Here is a 19,688-nt window from a genome sequence, read left to right as displayed (position 1 = left end):
TGTCCGTGTGGGGTGGACAGTGTGGGTCTTACTTGATGCTGGATGTTTATGCCAGGATTTCGGAGCTGTCATTGCGCTCCACTTTGTTTAGCGTGTCATTGCATAAAACAGCGATTGCTTGTGCTGCTTGCGATAATTGATCTGCAGTCGCAACCTTTGTGACGTTGCTAAACGTTTTCGATTTAAGAATCGGATTTCCTTTGTCATCCATGCCAGCTTCAAATACCAGGCGAAGCTTCGTACCTTCTAATAACGCTTGTGCCATTGTCTCTCACCACCTTTCACCTTCTATATAGATAAAAGTCAGCAAAAAGGACATGGTAGCTTTATAAATTACTTTACTAAGTTTCAAGTACTGATATTTTCAACATATTATGGGAGTAGCTAATGTGAAATTTCCTGAAATTTATGTAGTAAGAGGATGAAAATAGCTCATAGGTTAAGGGTATTTCCAAATAATATCCAAGAAATGTCGTAAGTTTCGTAAATTATGTAGTAAGTACGAGAAAATATGTTGTAAGTGGCTAATAATATGTAATAAACATCTAAAAATATGTAGTAAATATCCAGGGTATGAAGTAATCACCAAATAATATCCAAGAAATGTCGTAAGTTTCGTAAATTATGTAGTAAGTACGAGAAAATATGTTGTAAGTGGCTAATAATATGTAATAAACATCTAAAAATATGTAGTAAATATCCAGGGTACGAAGTAATTACCAAATAATATCCAAGGAATGTCGTTAATTTCGTAAATTATGTAGTAAGTGTAAGGAAATATGTATTAAGTGGCTAATAATATGTAGTAGATATCTAAAAATGTGTAGTAAATACCCAAAAATATGTAGTAAGATTTGTCCACTTTGGGTTTACAGAGTGAGGATCTCTATCACTTCAATTTTCTTCCTTCTCCTATGGGTTAGGTCATTCAAAAAGTTTGGCATTTACAAACTTCATTTTACTGGAACTCAAAAGTATCGTATATTTAGAGAAGAAAAGAATTTTTTGAATTTAAGGAGTGAAAAAAACAGAAAATGAAACTTGATACAAGTAAAGAAGCAGCACCCCTTTATATCCAGGTTAAGAACGATATAAAAATGAAAATCGAAAATAAAGTTTGGAACCCTGGGGATAAAATACCTTCTGAATTAGAGCTTTGTAAAACCTATGATGTTAGCAGAATTACTGTTAGGGAAGCCATAAATGAACTAGTATGGGAAGAGTATTTAATTAGAAAAAGACCTAAGGGAACTTTTGTATTAGACCAAAGCGAGCAATTTGAAAAAAGTAATAACTATTATACACATGTTAAAGGCTTTACCTTTGAAATGAATGAGCTAGGGAAGCAGGCAACTACCAAAAAAGCAGAAATTTCAATGGTTAAAGTAGATTCCACTGTTGCGAAACAATTAAACACCACTGTAGGGAAAAATGTGTATTTACTCAAAAGGGTCCGAGGGACAGAAGACAAAATAATGGTCTACTTTAGAACATATATTAAAACAACTATTAACTTATCAGCCAATCCAAAAGATTATTACGGGTCGTTATATGAATTGTTAAATGATAAGGGAATAAAAATTTCGAAATTTAAAGAGTATTTAGAAGCTGGAATGCCTACGGAGGAAGTACAAAAGGAATTAAATATTTCAGCAGACACTCCAGTTTTAAAGCGGGTAAGAAAGTCGTATTGTAAGGAATTTGATTTTGCAGAATATACGGAGTGCTTTTACATTGGAGATCAATATCGATATTATATTGACTTTAACTCTACCATTTAAGGAGAAAATTAAAAAAATTTTTTACAAAATGTATTGAATTATATAAATTTTTTAGGTATTCTATTGTCATAACATTATAACCTTAAACAGCACCTTTTTATTTCGAGTATGTATATTTTGGTTATCAATGTCATAACATTATATCAATCATGAGGAGGACGAAATGTCTAAATACAATAAATCTCCCGAAATAGTTATAAATAATCATGACAATGAGGCTTGGAAAGGATATGACGAGATTGTTTCAACTTTATATTATAAATTGAAAACGATTTCAGGTAAGAAAATATTAGTAATAGATTGCTATCCAGGTGTAATATATTCTGAAATTTTACAAGAGTTGATTAGGCCATTAAATCCAGAACTATTGATCCATTCGGATGATTTAGCTTTCTCTGGAGAGCATATTACCAAAATGATTGAACGTAATTTAACGGATGACCGAGTCTTTGGTGTTTTATCCTCTCGTACAATGGATGAATTTTTTGATGAAGAAAAGGTTAGAGAAGCAAAAGAGAAGATTGAAAATCTACAATCAGGTTTGGTTATCATATATGGTGTAGGTGCAACTCTCATTGAGCAGCCGGATCTATTAGTTTATGCTGATTTAGCTAGGTGGGAAATTCAGCAACGGTACCGGGCGAAATCCATTGGGAATTGGAAAATGGAAAACTTTGAAGAAGATGTACTTAAAAAATATAAACGAGGCTATTTTGTAGAATGGCGTGTAGCAGATCGACATAAGAAAGGGTTATATCATCAAATTGATTTCCTTTTAGATACCAATGAAAAAAATAATCCTAAAATGATAACTGGAAATGCATTTCTTGATGGATTACATCAAGCAGTTAAGCGTCCATTTCGACTGGTTCCATACTTTGACCCAGGTGTTTGGGGTGGTCAATGGATGAAAGAAAAGTTCGGTTTGGAACGTTCAGCAAAAAACTTTGCTTGGAGTTTTGACGGTGTTCCAGAAGAAAATAGTCTATATTTAACATTTGGTGAAGTAAGGGTTGAAGTTCCGTCTACTAACCTAATTTTTAACCATCCGGTTGAATTATTAGGTGATCGAGTTCATGCGAGGTTTGGAACAGAGTTTCCAATTCGATTCGATTTCTTAGATACGATGGGCGGTCAAAATTTAAGCTTGCAAGTGCACCCGTTAACGGAATATATTCAAGAGAAGTTTGGAATGCATTATACACAGGATGAAAGCTATTATATTCTAGATAAAGAAGGAGATGCAGTTGTTTATCTAGGAGTTAAAGAAGATATAAGTCCTGATGAAATGATGGAGGATTTAAGACAAGCAGAAAAGGGACTTATTTCTTTCCCTGATGAAAAATATATTAATAAATTTCCAGCGGAAAAACATGATCATTTTCTGATCCCTGCTGGTACGATCCATTGTTCTGGGGAAAATACAATGGTATTAGAAATAAGTGCAACTCCATATATTTTTACCTTCAAATTATGGGATTGGGATCGTTTAGGTTTAGACGGATTACCAAGACCAGTCCATATTGACCACGGTGAAAAGGTCATCCAATGGGATCGTAATACAGCTTGGGTAAAGGATAATCTTATTAACCGATTTGAAAGTATTGCTGAAGGTGATGGCTGGAAAGAAGAACGAACAGGATTGCATGAGAGGGAATTCATTGAAACAAGAAGGCATTGGTTTTCAAAGAAGGTTATCCATGAAACACATGGAAGCGTTAACGTTCTTAATTTAGTAGAAGGTGAAGAAGCCATTATCGAAAGTCCTACTGGAGAATTTGAACCATTTATTGTTCATTATGCAGAGACTTTTATCATTCCTGAATGTATAAAGGAATATTCTATTAGACCATATGGAGAATCTGAAGGAAAATTACTCGCTACTATAAAAGCTTTTGTACGAGTATAAAATGATGAGGAGTTGAAAGAAATGATCGGTATTTTGGTTACTTCCCACGGTGATTATTGCCACTCACTAATAAAATCAGGTGAAATGATAGCAGGAAAACAGGAAAATGTAGTAGGTATTGCGTTAGAAGAGGATGGTATTGAAGCGTTTTCTCAAAAGTTAACAGAAACACTAAATGACATGGTGGGTCGTTTTGATTCTGTACTAATATTATGTGATTTAAAGGGAGGGACACCTTGTAATGAAAGTTTAAAGTATGTTCTCTACAATGAGAGCAAAATAAAGATTATTCCAGGTGTTAATTTGCCCATGTATTTAGAGGTCGTTAGCAGTACTGGTTTTGTAAAGGATATAAATGAATTAGCCACAATTGGTCACAATGCTGGAATCCAATCAATCGAAGTTTTGGACATTTAGAGGGGGAATAAAGATGCCGATTTCATTTGTAAGAATTGATGACAGAGTTATTCACGGTCAAGTTGTAGCAAGATGGTCAAGATTTAAGCCATGTAATGGAATTTTGGTTATTGATGATAAAATCGCCCAAGATCCTTTACAAAAAAAGGTATTTACAAATGCAGCACCGACTGGTGTAAAAGTAGGGGTCTATAGTGTTGAGGAAGGGTTAGAGAAAATTAGTAAGGCTAAAATAGCGAAAAATAGCTATTTTGTTATTGTTAAAACTCCGGTTACATTAATGGAAATTATCGAGAAAGGGGGAGACTTTGGTACGGAAGTTAATGTTGGTCCTATGAGTGCAAGAAGCAATGCAAAAACCGTTGCAAAAAATGTAGCAATCACAGATGAAGAAAAGAGTGCATTTGACTTCATGGATAGTAAAGGAATTGATATTGACTTCCAGTTAATCCCGGATGAAACCGCCATCAATTGGAAAAAAGTCCGACAAAATTACTAATAAAGGGAGGGAATTATATGGATTTTGTTTTATTAATACAAGCAATTTTGATAGGGATCTTTTGTTACTTAGGATCAGTTTCATCTCCTTGGCTGATGGGTGTATCTGGTGGATATTACGTAGTCGGCCGTCCATTAGTTGCTGGTCTTATTGTTGGTTTAATATTAGGTGACATTACAACTGGTATTATTTTAGGTGTTGCTGTTCAGGCGGCTTTCATTGCAACAATTTCAACAGGGGGAACACAAAACTCAGAGATTACCTATGCTGCCTATGGTGGAATTGCGCTTGGAATCCTAACGAAAGCTGAACCTGGTGTAACCGTTACTCTATCTGTTGGTATTGGTGCTCTAGGGCTAATTCTCCATAACGTAATGATGGTTACAAACTCTGCTTGGAATAAACGTGCAGATCGAGCAGCCGAAAATGGAGATGGCCGTGGTATTATCCTAAATAATGCCTTTTATCCACAGATTGTGAACTTTTTGCTTCGTGTCGTGCCAGTTGCGCTTGCCATTTACTTTGGACAGGGATTTGTTACTAAGGCGTTGGATGTTATTCCTGCAGACGTAACACATATAATGAATGTTTTAGGTGGTTTGTTACCTGCATTGGGGATTGCTTTATTAATGAACTTATTAATTAAGGATAAATTTCAGCTTATCTTTTTCCTTGCCGGATTCGTTATAATCGCGTTTATTGTTCAAAATATGATTGCGCTTACTGTTATAGCTTGTTTAATAGCCTATGTTATTTATCTTGGGGCAGGGTCTTCTAATCATACTGAAACTGAAGATGAGGTGATCTAATCATGAAGAAGTTAGATAAAAAGGATTTAAGAAAAGGTTGGATATATTGGGCAATGTACCACTTATCTTCCATGAGCTTCGAAAAATTAGAAGCCCACGGTTTTGCTCACTCTATGATTCCTATTTTAAATAAGTTATATAAAGATAATCCAGAGGAATACAAGAAAGCTCTAAAAAGACATTCTGTTTTTTACAATACTGAACCTCAATCTGGAAGTCTAGTAAATGGTATTGTTGCTTCATTAGAGGAAGAAAAAGCAAACGGAAAAGAAATTGATGATGAAATGTTTCATAGTGTAAAAACGGGGATTATGGGTCCAATAGCAGGAATTGGTGACTCTACTATTCAGGGAATTATTATTCCGATATTACTTACTATTGGAATGGGGATTTCATCAAATGGTAATCCACTAGGAGTATTTGTTTATATTATTGGCTACTTAGCTATTATTTTGTCATTGTCTTACTTTTTATATTTTAGAGGTTACCATTTAGGTGTGAATGCTGTTGATGGTTTAATTGGAGCAAACTCTGAACGATTAAGAAATGCCTTTAGTGTGTTAGGTACACTTGTTATTGGGGGATTAGCAGCTTCGTTCGTACATTTAACAACCCCTTTAAAAATACCAAATGGTGATGAAACCATTGAATTGCAAAAAACTTTAGACGGTTTCTTCCCAGGCATATTATCTCTTCTTGCGGTATTATTTTGCTGGTACTTAATTTCAAAGAAAAAATATAGTGGAACAAAAGTTCTCCTCATTTTAGTAGCATTTTCTATTATCGGTGTTCTATTAAATATTTTTTAATTAAAAATAAAGAGTTCAAAAAGGCCTGCTTTTATTTTTCTAAAGAAGGCCTTTTTTTTAAGAATTTTTTAGCTTAGTTACAGGAAAAGCAAAGTTAAACCTAATTCAGGAGGTAATAAAAGTGCAACCTTTATTTTTAAAGCCAGTTTTTAAAGAACGAATTTGGGGTGGAACAGCTTTACAAACAGAATTTGATTATGATATTCCAAATGCAAAAACAGGTGAATGCTGGGCAATTTCCGCTCATCCAAATGGACCTTCGATCATAGAAAATGGACAATATGCTGGTATGGCGTTGGACGAGTTATGGAAAAACCATCCTGAGCTATTTGGCAATCCAAAAGATGAGGTCTTTCCTCTTTTAACAAAAATATTAGATGCGAATATGGATTTATCCGTTCAGGTCCACCCAGAAGATTCATATGCAAAGGTTCATGAGAATGGTGAGCTTGGCAAAACAGAATGCTGGTATATTCTTGATTGCAAAGAAGGAGCCGACATGATCTTCGGCCATAATGCGAAAACAAAAGAGGAATTAATTGAGCAAATCAATAAAGGAAATTGGAACGAGCTGCTGCGCAGAGTGAAAATCAAGCCTGGTGACTTTTTCTATGTTCCAAGCGGAACGATTCACGCATTATGTGAAGGTACTCTAGTATTAGAAACACAGCAAAGTTCTGACACAACCTACAGGGTGTACGATTATGATCGTAGGGATGACAACGGTAACTTACGGGATCTTCACTTAGAAAAAGCCATAGATGTAACAACTGTGCCACATCATGACACTGGGGTTGCGCCTATAGTTGAGAAGAAGGAGAATGTGACGATTGTAACGTTTGTAGAATCAGACTTTTTCTCAGTGTACAAGTGGGATATAAAGGGGAAAGCTGTTTTTTCATTTAATGATCAGTATCTGCTTTTAAGTGTCATCAAGGGTGACGGTGTCCTTGTTCATAATGGAGAGAAATACTCACTGAACAAAGGAACGCATTTAATTATTCCAGTGGGATTAGGTGAATTTGAAGTAGATGGGGACTGTGAATTGATGGTTTCCCATCCGTAATGATCGGAATGATTACTCCACGAGGAAATAGAAGAGCTTTATGTGAGCTGAAAAGGATTAGAAAAGATCCGACAATCTTTTTAGTCATTTTAAGGGGGAAAATCAGATTTGAAGCGTGCTAAGGCCTCTTTTAATCAAACATTTGTTTAGTGTTGATATAGTGGAGAATTCAAAGAATTGTGTAGGTTCAAGAGAATCGAATCTAATTTTGTTAAAAGTTGGGGTATCTGTCATCTCTTCCATTTCAATTAAGCTCATGAAGAGTGAAAACGTTAACGGGTGCCCCTTTGTAATCATAAATGATTTCCTCACAAAGGAATCATCGTAGTTTCCAAATCTGGATGTGTATTGCATGCAGGTTTCATAGTCAAAGGATGGCAATAGCAGAAATTTTATTAATCTTCTCCAAGCCGGTGATAAAACCCAGCCTCCTTTTAGAGGAAACCGGCCCGATAACACAATCAATATGTTATTAGATAATCCGACCAAAAAAGACTGGCGAATCCAATCATCTAACTCATTTATCTCTTCATACGTATCAATAGCAAGAACAATTCCGCCTGCCTCAGCTTTTTTATTTAACTGTCTGATTGCTTCCTGCAGCAGCTCCGTTTCCGATTTCTCGTCCAATACTTCTACCTGTAAAATAGTAAGTAATCTAGTGGTAAAGCCCTTTGGAGTTTTGGTAAAATCTAAACTGTCTACACAAAAAAATGGTACTCTGTTTTGTTCGCTAACTCTCCTGAACTGGTCTAGCAAGGTGCTTTTCCCAATACCTTCAGTACCACAAACGTTAAAATCCGTTTATTATTTTCCTCGGTTAAGATAAAATTCCGGAACAACTCTAATTCTGTTTTTCGTCCGACAAAAAAGCTATCTTCTAATTTTTGAATTTCTTCACCAAAACTCCTCATAAACGACCTTCGAAACCTATTGGTTATAAAAATGTATACCATTAATTATACTTAGGTTCCTATTATATTCTAATTTTTTCCTGTAATGTCATATTATTCACTTCCAACAAGGAGATGATACTCATGACCATTCAATAATCCCTTTTGTATCTTCGAGCAGGTATTCAACCCGTTTTTAATTCCTTTCTATGAATAGTATAAGGGGAGATGATAAAAATGGAAATATTAGATAATATCCTAGATTTCCTAACGGTTATACTTGCTGTGTCACCACCTTAAACGCGTTCTGAAAGAAAACTTGCATTTCTTCACTTAAGTTAGCAATTTAATATGGCATTCATTTTATAAAGGAAGAAGTTGTTTTAAAGGATGAAAAAAAAGAGGCACACCATAAGAATGAAGAGAATGATAGCATCATTATTAATCTTTCAAGTTTTTCTCTTCTATCTGGTAGGAGGAATACCAATATCCACGGCATATGCAGAAGAGGAATACTATCAATTTTTATTGTGGAGTGAAGGCGGGGATTCATTTACAACATTTGGACCTAATGAGGAGATTCGTATTCATACAGGATCCGTTCGTTTCATGAAGGGATGCTCCGAAGATGGTGCAGATGACTTTATTGAACCCTTTGCTGATATCTATGTTGTTCCAAGCGGGCATGGTCTTCCTGGAGAAGAACTGGAGGATGTGTCAGGATCTCCGAATACGGTAATGGCTGCCCATGGCGGTTTGTTCATATCTGAAGTCATTGGGTATACAGCACCGGGCGGAAAAATTGGTCCCGGAAAATATACGGTCGTATATGACGAGTGTCAGGATGGCAAGGTGTCTCCTGAGGATAAGGTGTTTCAGGATGCCTTTGAAGTCATTTTTCCAACAGATATTCCAGATATTATGGCTGATCCTGCGATTGCTGAAATCAAGGGAAAGGCTCGAGATGCTCAAACATACTGGGAAGAGATCTGGGTTGCTTATGACATGTTGTTTGATATTCAATCCAAACTTGGTACAGTCGGAAAGGTATGGCAGTGCGAGGGCTTAAAGGATGGGATCATCTGGTTTACCGCAAGCATGAATCTGACATTTATTTGTCCAAAACTGGGAGGAGATTCTTATCCAAAAATTCCGAACCCGGCTGATATCCAGCATGGTGCGGCTCTGGATAGTTTCTTCTCTGGATTGACAATGGGGGTTGAATGGGCAACAGGTGTCAATCCGAAGCAGCTGGCAATCAAACAAATTTTATCAACTGCCTCGCATTATCGCGGGATTGCAAATGATCCGCCAAATCCGGATTTTCAAAAAATCACCCCTCTTGCTTCCCGGGAGGTAATAGAGACAGAAAGCAATAACCCAGAAACCCTTGCCATTACCAGTATTGGCAATGAGCTTGGGAACGAGGCTCCATTGCTGGAAGCATTCCTGACTTCCATTGAAAGGTACCAAGGAAGCACTCTTGAGAAAAATGGTGACTGGTCATTAATTCATGCACGTGCCGCACAGCAATACGCGAAAGAGCTAAAGAAGCAGGTTACACGAACGAATACAGCTATCGATTATGCAAAGACAGTACTGGAGAAGGATCCGAGCGAGCTTAACAAACTGGCTGAAGAACTTCAGGCTTTTCGTGATGAAGTGGCAGCTAACGGATTCCCGGCTGATTTTGTACGAGAGCTAAAGAATCTAGGATATACGAATTCCCAAATTGAAGAACTGAAGTCTTCTCTTATTAAGAAGAGTTACTCTTTCGACAAAGCCGAGGTTTTGGGAAAGCTTGACTCTCTAATCAATACGAATAAAGGTCTAATTACATCCTTTGATAAGCTAGCAACGAACCTGCAAGAGAATTGGATCCCCTATTTGACTGCCATGCCATCCGTTCATGATCTTGCTCCTATAGCAGATGCAGGTGAGTCGTATAGCGGGAGTGAAGGCAGTCAGATTATGTTTGACGGATCCCATTCCAAGAGCCCAAGTTCAATAGTCAAGTATGAGTGGGATTTGGATGGAGATGGGGCTTTCGACGATGCTTCCGGGGCAAAACCGACTTTTACCTATGACCGAAATGTGAATAAACTAATCGGCTTAAAGGTTACAAACGAGGAGGGATGGTCAAATATCGATTATGCTTCCGTATTTATTGAAAATAGCAACAAGGCGCCTCGTGTTACTTCTCTTGCACCGGACCGGGAGGGAGTAGAGGTCATTGCCAATGAAACGAAGGTTTTTTCTATTGAAGCTGAGGATTTGGAGAGTGAGGAGGTTAAGATCGAGTGGTATATCGATCGGGTTCATGCAGGTTCAGGGAAAATCTATTCCTACACTCCTTCAAACGATAAAGTCGGAAAGCATGTCATAGAAGCCATCATAACGGATTCCGAACAGCCATGGGAACACGAAGTGATCAGCTGGCCAGTATTAGTTTTGCTGCCGGACAATGACGGAGATAAATGGCGGGCCAACGTTGATTGTGAAGACAATGATGCACAAGTGAACCCGGGGGCTTCTGAAATATACGGAAACGGCAAGGATGATGATTGTAATCCCGAAACTTCGGATATCAGCAAGCCTCCTAAGGCAGCCTTCTATCCTGGTGGGGATGGAAAAAACGTCGCGTTTTCTCTCTCAGGTGCAAAAGTCGAAGCAGCTTCTAGTCAATATGACTACTACCATGCACCACAACAACTGCTTGACATCGGTAATATATATGGGCTTCCATGGTCGACCAGAACCAATGAAAACCAGTGGGTAATAATAAGCTTAGAAGGCGGCAAAACATTCCTGATTGATCGTGTGCAAGTCATGCCTCGATACTATTATCAACATCAAAGGGTTAAGGACTTTGAGGTAGCAGTCTCAACAACGACTCTGGATCATGACGCCTTCACTACAGTACTCAAGGCTACTGCAGATGATAACGGAAATGTGCAAGAATTCAAGTTACAAAAGCCAGTACCGGCCAAATATGTCATGTATCGACCGCTAAATTCCCAAGGTGGCGGGGAATACATTTCGACTCAGCAGTTCCGAGTCAAAACACCACAAATTAGTGTACCGACTGTAACGTTTGAAAATCAGTCAACAGATCCGGAGAATGATATCGTGTCATGGGAATGGGACTTCGGCGATGGCAGCCCTATCAGCACAGAAAAGAACCCTACACATACTTTTCCTGATTCTGGAACTTACTCCGTTACTTTAAAAGCAATCGATGCTAATGGGAATATGGATGCTTACACAATGGAACAAACGATTCAGCCTGTTGACTTCGAATTCTTGCCAAAGAATCCAAAGGAAGGAGAACAAGTTACCTTTTATAATAATTCAATCGGAGCAGATAACGGGCAGCTTACAGCCCGCGAATGGAATTTCGGTGACGGCTCTCCAGCGACTTCTGCATCTAGCGAGACTCACAGGCATACCTTTAAAGATAATGGAACATTTTCGGTTTCACTTGAAATTACAGACAAGAATGGAAAGAAATATAAGGGCCATAAGGACATTACCCCTGTGAATGTCACACCAACTGTAGATGCTGGGGTAGATATGGTAGTTCGATCAAATCAGAAAGTGAACTTCTCTCCTTACATCACAGATCCAGGAGCTGATAGTAAATCCTGCTTTTGGGATTTCGGAGACGGAACGACTTCTGATGTGTGTAATCCAGATCATACTTATCCCTTACTCGCAAATGGGGCACCTGACAAGACTTATAGTGCTAAAGTAACGGTAACGGATGATGATGGCGGAACAAGTATCGACAGCCGAAGCATTACAGTCCGGGCTGATCGCGATCCAGCTATAGTCGCCTATTTCACCTTTGAAAACGACTTTAAAGATCACTCAGGGAATAATAACAACGGTTCACCGGTAGGAAATATGACATTTGTTGACGGAATCCAAGGAAAGGCTGCTAAGTTTGACGGACATAGCGGTATTGATGTAAAAGATTCCGAATCCCTTGACCTCTCTACTTCTCTATCATTCTCAATGTGGGTATATAAAGAAGATGCTGGAGCAGGTGGATGGGCAAAAATTTTAACAAAGGGAGACACGTCTGATTATGGTCCTTATGCACTGCTGCATACCCCTGATGGATCAACTCCTGGTGTAAGATTCACGGACGGTCTGACGAATAGGCCTGATCATATGTTTTCGACAGCTGCTACGAAAATGAAGGAATGGTATATGTACACAGTTACTTGGGACGGTTCCACCATCCGTTATTATGTGAATGAGCAACCGGTAGGTACAACTCCTTGGACAGGTGTGTTCCAAAATTCATCCAGTAAGCTTTTAATCGGGTACGACCCACCAGGTGTAATGGAATACTTCCGTGGTTATATGGATAATTTAAGGATTTATAACTATCCGCTTAGCCAGCAGCAAATTTCGGAGTTGTACCAAAATGACCAACAACCGGCAGATCAGGTTCCTCCTGAAACGAAAGCACAAGTAGACCCCCCTGCTCCGACAGGAAAGAATTCTTGGTATACTGAGAATGTAAGCATCACACTGGCTGGAACAGATGATGCCTCAGGTATCGACAGGATTGAATATCGCCTGGATGACGGAGAATGGAAAATATATTCTACTCCAATAACAGTTGACACTGACGGAGACTACACAATTGATTACCGGAGTATTGATAAAGCAGGAAATAAAGAAAATTACAAGACCGTTTCAGTAAAGGTTGATAAAGCTAAACCTATAACCACCGCGGAAAGGAGAACATGGCCAAATGGAGAAAATGGTTGGTATCTTGAGGCTACAAGTATCATCCTCCGTGCCTTCGATACAGGCTCTGGTATTGAAAAGACGGAATACCGGATTAACGACAGTGAGTGGAAGGAATATACTGATGTCATTGCGGTGACTGGAGAAGGAATAAACAAGATAGAATATCGCAGTATTGATGCCGCAGGAAATGTTGGTGAGGCAAAGGCAGTAGAAGTGAAGCTTGATCAAACAAAACCGGTTACATCAGCCACTATTAATCCGACTGTGCCAACTGGCACAAATAGTTGGTATACGGAACCCGTACAGGTAACTCTTCATGCATCAGACAATGAGTCAGGTGTTGCTGAAACGAAATATCGGATCAATGGTGGTGAATGGCAGAAGTATACTGGCGAATTACTAATAAGTACAGATGGTAAATATATAATAGAATTCAGTAGCACAGATTTATCAGGTAATACTGAAGAGGCAAAGTCAGTAGACGTATATCTGGATCAGACGAAGCCTAGCACGCTGGCAACTGTCGACCCTTCATCTGCAAGCGGAGAAAACGGCTGGTATACAAAAATGTTGACGATCACCCTCACAGCAACAGATGAAGGATCAGGCGCATGGAAGACGGAATACCGTATTGACGACGGTGACTGGTCACTCTATACTACCCCTATTCAGTTAACTGAAGAAGGTAGTCATATCGTTGAATATCGCAGTATAGATAAAGCAGGAAATGTGGAGGATTTAAAGTCACTCCAAGTGAATATTGACAAAACTGCACCAGAATTGACAATTAAACTGAGCGACAATACGCTTTGGCCGCCTAATCACAAGATGGTAACGGTTAAAGTAATACCGGAGGTAATGGATACAGGGTCTGGAGTACAAAACATTAGTTTAACGTCCATTACATGCAATGAATCGGATGACGAAACAGGAGACGGTCAAACGACAGACGATATCCAAAATGCTGAATACGGAACAGCAGATTTTGAATTTGATCTACGTGCAGAACGTTCAGGCAAGGGAACAGGCCGCATATATACAATCACCTATACCATTACGGACATGGCAGGTAACTCTAGAATTGTATCGACAACATTGGCTGTAGGACACGATCAATCGTCGGAAATGTAATTGATGAGGCTGCCTCAAAAAGGTATTCAATTCGTTACCTTATTGAGGCAGTCTTGCCTTTTTCATTTTTTACTTTTAAGGTACTTAAAGAACCATATCATTGCTTTTACCGTATCTTACCTTATTACATTGGGCTTGCCTGCTCCTCGATACCACTACTGCACTTCCCTCTTGTATCCAATATTTATAATACTAAAATGATTACCTAAAAAAACAGTAAGTCCTCCTCTGATTAATTTTTTGGGGTATTCGAATTTAAATATCTATCCTCCATCCCGTGGTATCATAAAGAAAAATCGCCGATTAATAAGACCCTAAGGGCGGTTCATGAGGCGTAGTTCGTCGAAAAACGCTGCTTTTCGACTGCGATGCATATGCTCACGAAGCCTTCCTTCGTGCACTTCTACTTTCTTATTATCTAAAAAATCCGCCTCGTAATAAAAACGAGGCGGATTGCTTTAATAAAATCACTCATTTGTTATTCTACTTTAAAAATTTTAACGATATTTACTTAAACATCAATGTAGAAGCCTTCTACGTAGGTGTTTCTCTGGATTTTACGCCAAAACATCGATGTAGAGGCTTTCTACGTAGGGGCTTCTCTGGATTTTAAGTTAAAACATAGATGTAGAAGCGTTCTACGTAGGGATTTCCCAGGATTTTAAGTTAAAACATCGATGTAGAAGCGTTCTACGTAGGATCTTCCTCAGATTTTAAGCCAAAACACAAATGTAGAAGCCCTCTAGAAAAGGATTTCTCCAGATTTTAATCAAAAAAGTCGACGTAGCTCCCTTTTACGTTGCATTTTACTCCAATTACGACATTAATCAAAGCTAAAGAACTGTCTTCCTTCTTCACTCTATTTAATTTAGTAACAAAGGAATTCCTCGAAAAATGTAGAAAGCAATTACTAGTAATTATAGAGAAAAAGGGGATTCTAATGGAATTAGCAACTTTAAATCAAAACCTCAAAAGATCTTTGTTATCACTGCCGTATCGGGTAAAATTAATTCTTATATTTTCGCTGCTAATATTGATTACATCAACACTTCTTGGCAGTATTACGTATTATCAATTTGCAAAATCCAGTCAAGAGCGTACAGAAGAATATCAAATCCAGTTAGCTGATCAAATTAATCGAAATCTAGATCGATATCTAAAAGAAATGCAAATCATTTCACTATCTCCCCTCTACAATCAAGAAGTAATGGATATTTTAAAAAATCACCAAACTTCAAGTGTTAAAACCATATTTCCACCAGCAAATGAAAGAATCACGTTATGGCGATATATTTCTAGTTTCATCCATATGAGAGATGAGATAAAAGGAATTCATATAATGGCCAATGATGGAACCATATTTAGTAATTTGGATTCTAATACGGTAATGCTAAAAGTATTTGATACGAATAATGAGTGGGTAGGGAAAATTAAAAAGGCTGATGGAGAATGGGTTTTACTTCCCCTCCATCAACCCAGTTATTATCTAAATAAGGATGTTACGGTTTTTTCCGTTGCCAGACTTATTCGAGACCCTTCAACCTATAAACCGCTTGGTATTATCAAAATCGACTTAAAACAAGATTTAATACAAGAAATCTTAAGCAAGACCAATAAATCAAGCCGCATTTTTATTCTGAACAAAGAAAATCAGTTCATTTATCCGAATAAAGAAGATAAACTCATTGGAAGCTCGATGCTATCTGAAATTAAAATGTTTAAAGAAAACAATTATATGAATATTCCAATTGATGGTGTGAACTATTTGGTAGTCTATAACGAATCACCTTATTCAGGCGTTAAAACGATCATGTTAACTCCAGATGATGTCATATTAACTGAAGTGAACCATTTACGAAAAGTGGTGATTATGGTCGTTCTAATAGGTATATTAATTTCTTTGTTATTAGGTTTTATTCTATCAAAGCCGCTGGTAGGATCGATTCATAAATTAAGAAGTGCAATGGAAAATGTTGAAAAAGGCAATCTGAATCATAGAGTATCCATTCAATCCTATGATGAAATTGGTCAGCTTGGAAAAGGCTTCAACCATATGGTTAACGAAATTGACCGTCTTGTTACTGAGGTATATAAAACAGGCTTGCGGGAAAAGGAAGCGGAGATCAAAGCACTGCAAAGTCAAATGAATCCTCATTTCCTATACAACACATTGGAAACCATTAATATGCTTGCTATCACAAAGGGGAATTTAGATGTATCCGATATGGTTTCGTCTCTTGGTCGGTTATTACGATATACCGTTGATAACTCTTCTAAAATTGTCACATTAAAAGAGGAATTGTCTTTTATACATTCATATATAGCCATCCAGAGGGTTAGGATGGGGGAGGAACTTCAGTATGGTGAGGACATTGAGCCATCGTTACTTGACGTACTCATTCCAAAACTAGTTTTGCAGCCTTTTATCGAGAATGCCATTCTCCATGGCCTGTTTGGAAAGGGAGGCCGTATTTTCATGAAAGCTTCTACTAAAAATCAAATCTTAGAAATAGTCATTCATGATAATGGAAAAGGTGTTTCTATTGAAAAGTTAGAGGAGCTAAAGAAGTCTTTAAAAACAGGTCAGACTCTACCGACGAAAAACCATAATGGAATTGCTATGCCAAATGTTCACGAAAGAATACAGCTGCTATATGGGGAACAGTACGGAATCGAAATTGAGAGCCATGAACAATATGGATTTTCTGTTACGCTCAAAATGCCTATTCAGCGAAAGGGGATTGAGGATATTGAAAGAGGTATTAATTGTTGAGGATGAAGCGATTATAAGACAAGGTCTCAAAGTTTTACTTGAAGAAGTTATGGGAGGTTTTCAAGTCATCGAAGCAAAAAGCGGCGAAGAAGGGATGTTAATTTTTCACCAGCGAATGCCCCATTTAATTGTCACAGATATCCGTATGGGGGGAATGGATGGTCTCACGTTTATTTCGAAAGTAAGGCAAATATCCAAAGATGTTCCAATCATCATTTTAAGTGGTCATAGTGATTTTGAGTATGCCAGAACTGCGATGCGTTTTGGAATAACGGACTATCTTTTAAAGCCAATTAACCGAGTTGAATTGTCTGGAACCATTTCAAACATATTTAAGGAAGCCAAGGCAGATAGTACGAATGTTTCAAAACAATTTCAAGATATTCTTCAATTTATCGATGACCATTTAAGCCGTGAAATTAACCTAAAGCATATTGCGGAACATGTGTATTTGAATGCACAATATGTTGGTCAATTATTTAAGACAGAATTAGGGACAACCTTTACAGAATACATCACAGAAGAACGATTAAAAAAAGCAAAAACATTATTAAAAGGAACGAATTTAAAAGTATATGAGGTTGCACAGTTATCAGGCTATAAAAGCCCAAAACACTTTATGACAGTGTTTAAACAAGATACTGGAATGACACCGATTGAGTATCGTAAATTTTCTTGATATTCAAAAAATATAAGAATAACGAACTATTTCTATTTTTGAGAGGATATTTTTTAGATACCTTCTTTCTTAAAATGAAAAACAAAGGGAGGTAATGAGATGATGAAAAAGCTAGGAATAATTTTATTAGCCGTACTTTTGGTAGCGTTTTCTTCAGCGTGCAATAAAGACACGGAAAAAACTGCCTCAACCGATGACGGGCCAAAATCGAAAGATGAGCAAGTAGAGTTGACCTTTATGATGTGGGGGAATGAGGCGCACCAAGAGGTGTATAACCAGTTAATTGCAAAATTTAATGAAAAACATCCAAATATCAAAGTAAAAATGGAAAGTGTGCCTTTCCCTGATTATCAGCAAAAAATTACTGTATTAGCTGCAGGCAGGGAATTACCTGATGTGGGTTGGGTAGCAGAGCGTATGGTTCCGCAATTCATGGAAAATGGAATTTTAGATGATGTTTCTTCGTTTAAAAAGGATAAAGCATATGATATGGATGATTTCTTCCCATCTACACTGGATTTGTTCGAGAAAGACAAAAAATTATATGGTATTCCATTTTCAACCCCTCCAATGGTTTTATTTTATAACAAAGATTTGTTCGTAAAGGCCGGCGAAAAAACTCCAAATGAACATGTTCAAGCTGGAACATGGACATGGGAGCAATTCGAGGAATCTGCAAAAGCTATTTCATCAAACGGTGTTTATGGGGCAAACTTCTTCCGTGACTGGAATACGTGGATTTCTTTATTATCGCACACTTGGAGTTATGGCGGAGACTTATTTAATAAGGACCAAACAAAGTTTACATGGAACAGTAATGAAGGCGTAGAGACACTTAAAATGCTTGACCGCATGATGTTTAAAGATGCATCACATCCAAAAGCAGGTGAGCAAGTAAGCTTTGAATCTGGAAAAATTGGTATGTTCTTTGATGTCTATAGTTATGTTTCTCGTGCTCGTGATGTAAAAGATTTTGCATGGGATATCGCTCCGCTTCCAGAGGGTCCTGAAGGCAGATTCCCAATGTTAGGGCAAGCGGGATATGGTCTATTTAAAGGTTCTAAGCATCCGGAGGAAGCAAAAGAACTACTCAAATTCTTTACCAGCAAAGAGGGCATTACAGCTACATCTACTTACTTTGTACCGCCTCGTGAATCGGTCATTAGTTCAGATGAATTTGTTAATCAGCCTAATAATCCACCAGTGGAAAGTATTAAGAAAGCTGTAATTGATGAAATGGATAATGCTAGACTTCAAGCTGGGCATGTAGAGTGGCAAAAAATTGATAATGCTATTCAATTTGGTTTTGATGAATTGTTTGGACAATTGAAAAAGCCTGAAGAAATATTAAAAGGCATGGAAGGAAAGATCGATCCATTATTAAAGTAATTATGGCAGATGCGGTTAACCCTTTTAAGGATTAACCGCATCCCTTTTACTGGGGGTGTAATTTGTTGAGTTCTTCGTTAAAACAATTATTAGAAAAAAACAAGCTATCCTTAATCGTTAGTTTGCCGGAAAATAGATGGGATCTCGCAAGGGCAGCCATTCAATCAGGTGTTGATGCGATTAAACTGCATGTGAATGTAGAACATCGAGCATCAGGCAATCACTTTGGTCCTGTTCAAGACTATGAGGAAGTTTTTCGTTGTATTAGAGAAGAATTTTCTGGGCCACTTGGCATTGTTCCTGGCGGTTCCTATGAAAATATAAAACAGAGTGAAATGGATCAGATCATTGATTTAGGTTTTAATTTCTATTCTGTTTATGCTCACCATAAACCGAGCTGGATGGTACAGCTAGACCCTATTGAAAAAACGTTTGCTATTTCAAATGAATATCCATTTAGCCAATTGGGGAGTGTTAAGCATCTTGGAGTATCTGCCCTCGAAGCTTCCATAGTCCCAGGCGACGAATATGGAAGTCCTTTAACCTTTAAAGATATCCTTGCTTATCATGCACTTGTTCAGAATGTAGATGTCCCCGTCCTCGTTCCTTCTCAAAGGAAAATCGAAACTTTTGATGTTCCATTACTCTATAGAACTGGAATAAAGGCCATTATGCTAGGAGCAATAGTGGTTGGACATACTGAAGAAACCATTAAAGCAGCCATATCATCTTTTAGAGAGGCTATCGATTCATTGTAAAGGAGGCA

15 protein-coding genes are annotated in these 19,688 nt (G+C 37.8%); 12 read left to right on the top strand and 3 right to left on the bottom strand.

Going from position 1 to position 19,688, the window contains the following annotated elements; genetic code table 11:
* Positions 1 to 46 precede the first annotated feature (46 nt).
* Positions 47 to 265, bottom strand: a complete 219-nt coding sequence (locus QNH20_RS24620) for a DUF1659 domain-containing protein (RefSeq protein ID WP_283920554.1) — start codon at positions 263 to 265, stop codon at positions 47 to 49.
* Positions 266 to 1,034: 769 nt separating this feature from the next.
* Between QNH20_RS24620 and QNH20_RS24615 the strand changes: the two genes are divergently transcribed.
* The 7 genes from QNH20_RS24615 (at position 1,035) to manA (ending at position 7,290) form a co-directional block, all read left to right on the top strand.
* Positions 1,035 to 1,781, top strand: coding sequence for a GntR family transcriptional regulator (locus tag QNH20_RS24615; RefSeq protein ID WP_283920553.1), 747 nt, complete (start codon positions 1,035 to 1,037; stop codon positions 1,779 to 1,781).
* Between the two features lie 163 nt (positions 1,782 to 1,944).
* Positions 1,945 to 3,690, top strand: a complete 1,746-nt coding sequence (locus QNH20_RS24610) for a class I mannose-6-phosphate isomerase (protein ID WP_283920552.1) — start codon at positions 1,945 to 1,947, stop codon at positions 3,688 to 3,690.
* Between the two features lie 21 nt (positions 3,691 to 3,711).
* Complete coding sequence (locus QNH20_RS24605) at positions 3,712 to 4,107, top strand: PTS sugar transporter subunit IIA (protein WP_283920551.1); 396 nt, start codon at positions 3,712 to 3,714, stop codon at positions 4,105 to 4,107.
* A gap of 13 nt (positions 4,108 to 4,120) precedes the next feature.
* A complete protein-coding gene (locus tag QNH20_RS24600; RefSeq protein ID WP_283920550.1) occupies positions 4,121 to 4,606 on the top strand; it encodes a PTS sugar transporter subunit IIB in 486 nt (161 codons plus the stop codon).
* Between the two features lie 17 nt (positions 4,607 to 4,623).
* The gene (locus tag QNH20_RS24595; protein ID WP_283920549.1) at positions 4,624 to 5,415 is read left to right on the top strand and encodes a PTS mannose/fructose/sorbose/N-acetylgalactosamine transporter subunit IIC; all 792 of its coding nucleotides are present in this window, start codon (positions 4,624 to 4,626) and stop codon (positions 5,413 to 5,415) included.
* 2 nt (positions 5,416 to 5,417) lie between these two features.
* Positions 5,418 to 6,224 (top strand): PTS system mannose/fructose/sorbose family transporter subunit IID, encoded by an 807-nt coding sequence (locus tag QNH20_RS24590; protein WP_283920548.1) that lies wholly within the window; start codon positions 5,418 to 5,420, stop codon positions 6,222 to 6,224.
* Between the two features lie 115 nt (positions 6,225 to 6,339).
* The gene (gene manA / locus QNH20_RS24585; RefSeq protein WP_283923500.1) at positions 6,340 to 7,290 is read left to right on the top strand and encodes a mannose-6-phosphate isomerase, class I; all 951 of its coding nucleotides are present in this window, start codon (positions 6,340 to 6,342) and stop codon (positions 7,288 to 7,290) included.
* Between the two features lie 102 nt (positions 7,291 to 7,392).
* On the opposite strand, the gene QNH20_RS24580 is transcribed toward manA, so the two are convergent.
* Together QNH20_RS24580 and QNH20_RS24575 are read right to left on the bottom strand one after the other, a co-directional pair.
* On the bottom strand, positions 7,393 to 8,049 hold the full coding sequence (locus QNH20_RS24580) for a hypothetical protein (RefSeq protein ID WP_283920547.1): 657 nt from the start codon (positions 8,047 to 8,049) through the stop codon (positions 7,393 to 7,395).
* A complete protein-coding gene (locus tag QNH20_RS24575; RefSeq protein ID WP_283920546.1) occupies positions 8,043 to 8,204 on the bottom strand; it encodes a hypothetical protein in 162 nt (53 codons plus the stop codon). Before QNH20_RS24575 ends, QNH20_RS24580 begins: the two co-directional genes overlap by 7 nt.
* A 396-nt stretch (positions 8,205 to 8,600) precedes the next feature.
* Between QNH20_RS24575 and QNH20_RS24570 the strand changes: the two genes are divergently transcribed.
* The 5 genes from QNH20_RS24570 (at position 8,601) to QNH20_RS24550 (ending at position 19,680) form a co-directional block, all read left to right on the top strand.
* The gene (locus tag QNH20_RS24570; RefSeq protein ID WP_283920545.1) at positions 8,601 to 14,081 is read left to right on the top strand and encodes an OmpL47-type beta-barrel domain-containing protein; all 5,481 of its coding nucleotides are present in this window, start codon (positions 8,601 to 8,603) and stop codon (positions 14,079 to 14,081) included.
* Positions 14,082 to 15,021: 940 nt separating this feature from the next.
* Positions 15,022 to 16,854: a sensor histidine kinase gene (locus QNH20_RS24565; protein ID WP_283920544.1), complete on the top strand. Its 1,833-nt coding sequence runs from the start codon at positions 15,022 to 15,024 to the stop codon at positions 16,852 to 16,854.
* Complete coding sequence (locus tag QNH20_RS24560; RefSeq protein ID WP_283920543.1) at positions 16,832 to 17,533, top strand: response regulator transcription factor; 702 nt, start codon at positions 16,832 to 16,834, stop codon at positions 17,531 to 17,533. The genes QNH20_RS24565 and QNH20_RS24560 overlap by 23 nt, the downstream gene beginning before the upstream one ends.
* 99 nt (positions 17,534 to 17,632) lie before the next feature.
* On the top strand, positions 17,633 to 18,922 hold the full coding sequence (locus tag QNH20_RS24555; protein ID WP_349632689.1) for an ABC transporter substrate-binding protein: 1,290 nt from the start codon (positions 17,633 to 17,635) through the stop codon (positions 18,920 to 18,922).
* A 65-nt stretch (positions 18,923 to 18,987) separates the two neighbouring features.
* A complete protein-coding gene (locus QNH20_RS24550) occupies positions 18,988 to 19,680 on the top strand; it encodes a hypothetical protein (protein WP_283920542.1) in 693 nt (230 codons plus the stop codon).
* Positions 19,681 to 19,688: the final 8 nt, after the last annotated feature.

Origin of the sequence: Neobacillus sp. WH10 (genome assembly GCF_030123405.1) — a bacterium.
Classification (GTDB): Bacteria; Bacillota; Bacilli; order Bacillales; family Cytobacillaceae; genus Neobacillus.
The sequence above is the reverse complement of the archived record's forward strand: the minus strand, read 5'-3'. Positions and strand labels throughout refer to the sequence as shown.

Coding starts and splice junctions, on each gene's coding strand:
- QNH20_RS24600 (WP_283920550.1), top strand. CDS start 4,121: ATGCCGATTTCATTTGTAAGAATTGATGACAGAGTTATTCACGGTCAA.
- QNH20_RS24555 (WP_349632689.1), top strand. CDS start 17,633: ATGATGAAAAAGCTAGGAATAATTTTATTAGCCGTACTTTTGGTAGCG.
- QNH20_RS24575 (WP_283920546.1), bottom strand. CDS start 8,204: ATGAGGAGTTTTGGTGAAGAAATTCAAAAATTAGAAGATAGCTTTTTT.
- QNH20_RS24620 (WP_283920554.1), bottom strand. CDS start 265: ATGGCACAAGCGTTATTAGAAGGTACGAAGCTTCGCCTGGTATTTGAA.
- QNH20_RS24570 (WP_283920545.1), top strand. CDS start 8,601: ATGAAGAGAATGATAGCATCATTATTAATCTTTCAAGTTTTTCTCTTC.
- QNH20_RS24605 (WP_283920551.1), top strand. CDS start 3,712: ATGATCGGTATTTTGGTTACTTCCCACGGTGATTATTGCCACTCACTA.
- QNH20_RS24565 (WP_283920544.1), top strand. CDS start 15,022: ATGGAATTAGCAACTTTAAATCAAAACCTCAAAAGATCTTTGTTATCA.
- QNH20_RS24615 (WP_283920553.1), top strand. CDS start 1,035: ATGAAACTTGATACAAGTAAAGAAGCAGCACCCCTTTATATCCAGGTT.
- QNH20_RS24595 (WP_283920549.1), top strand. CDS start 4,624: ATGGATTTTGTTTTATTAATACAAGCAATTTTGATAGGGATCTTTTGT.
- QNH20_RS24610 (WP_283920552.1), top strand. CDS start 1,945: ATGTCTAAATACAATAAATCTCCCGAAATAGTTATAAATAATCATGAC.
- QNH20_RS24590 (WP_283920548.1), top strand. CDS start 5,418: ATGAAGAAGTTAGATAAAAAGGATTTAAGAAAAGGTTGGATATATTGG.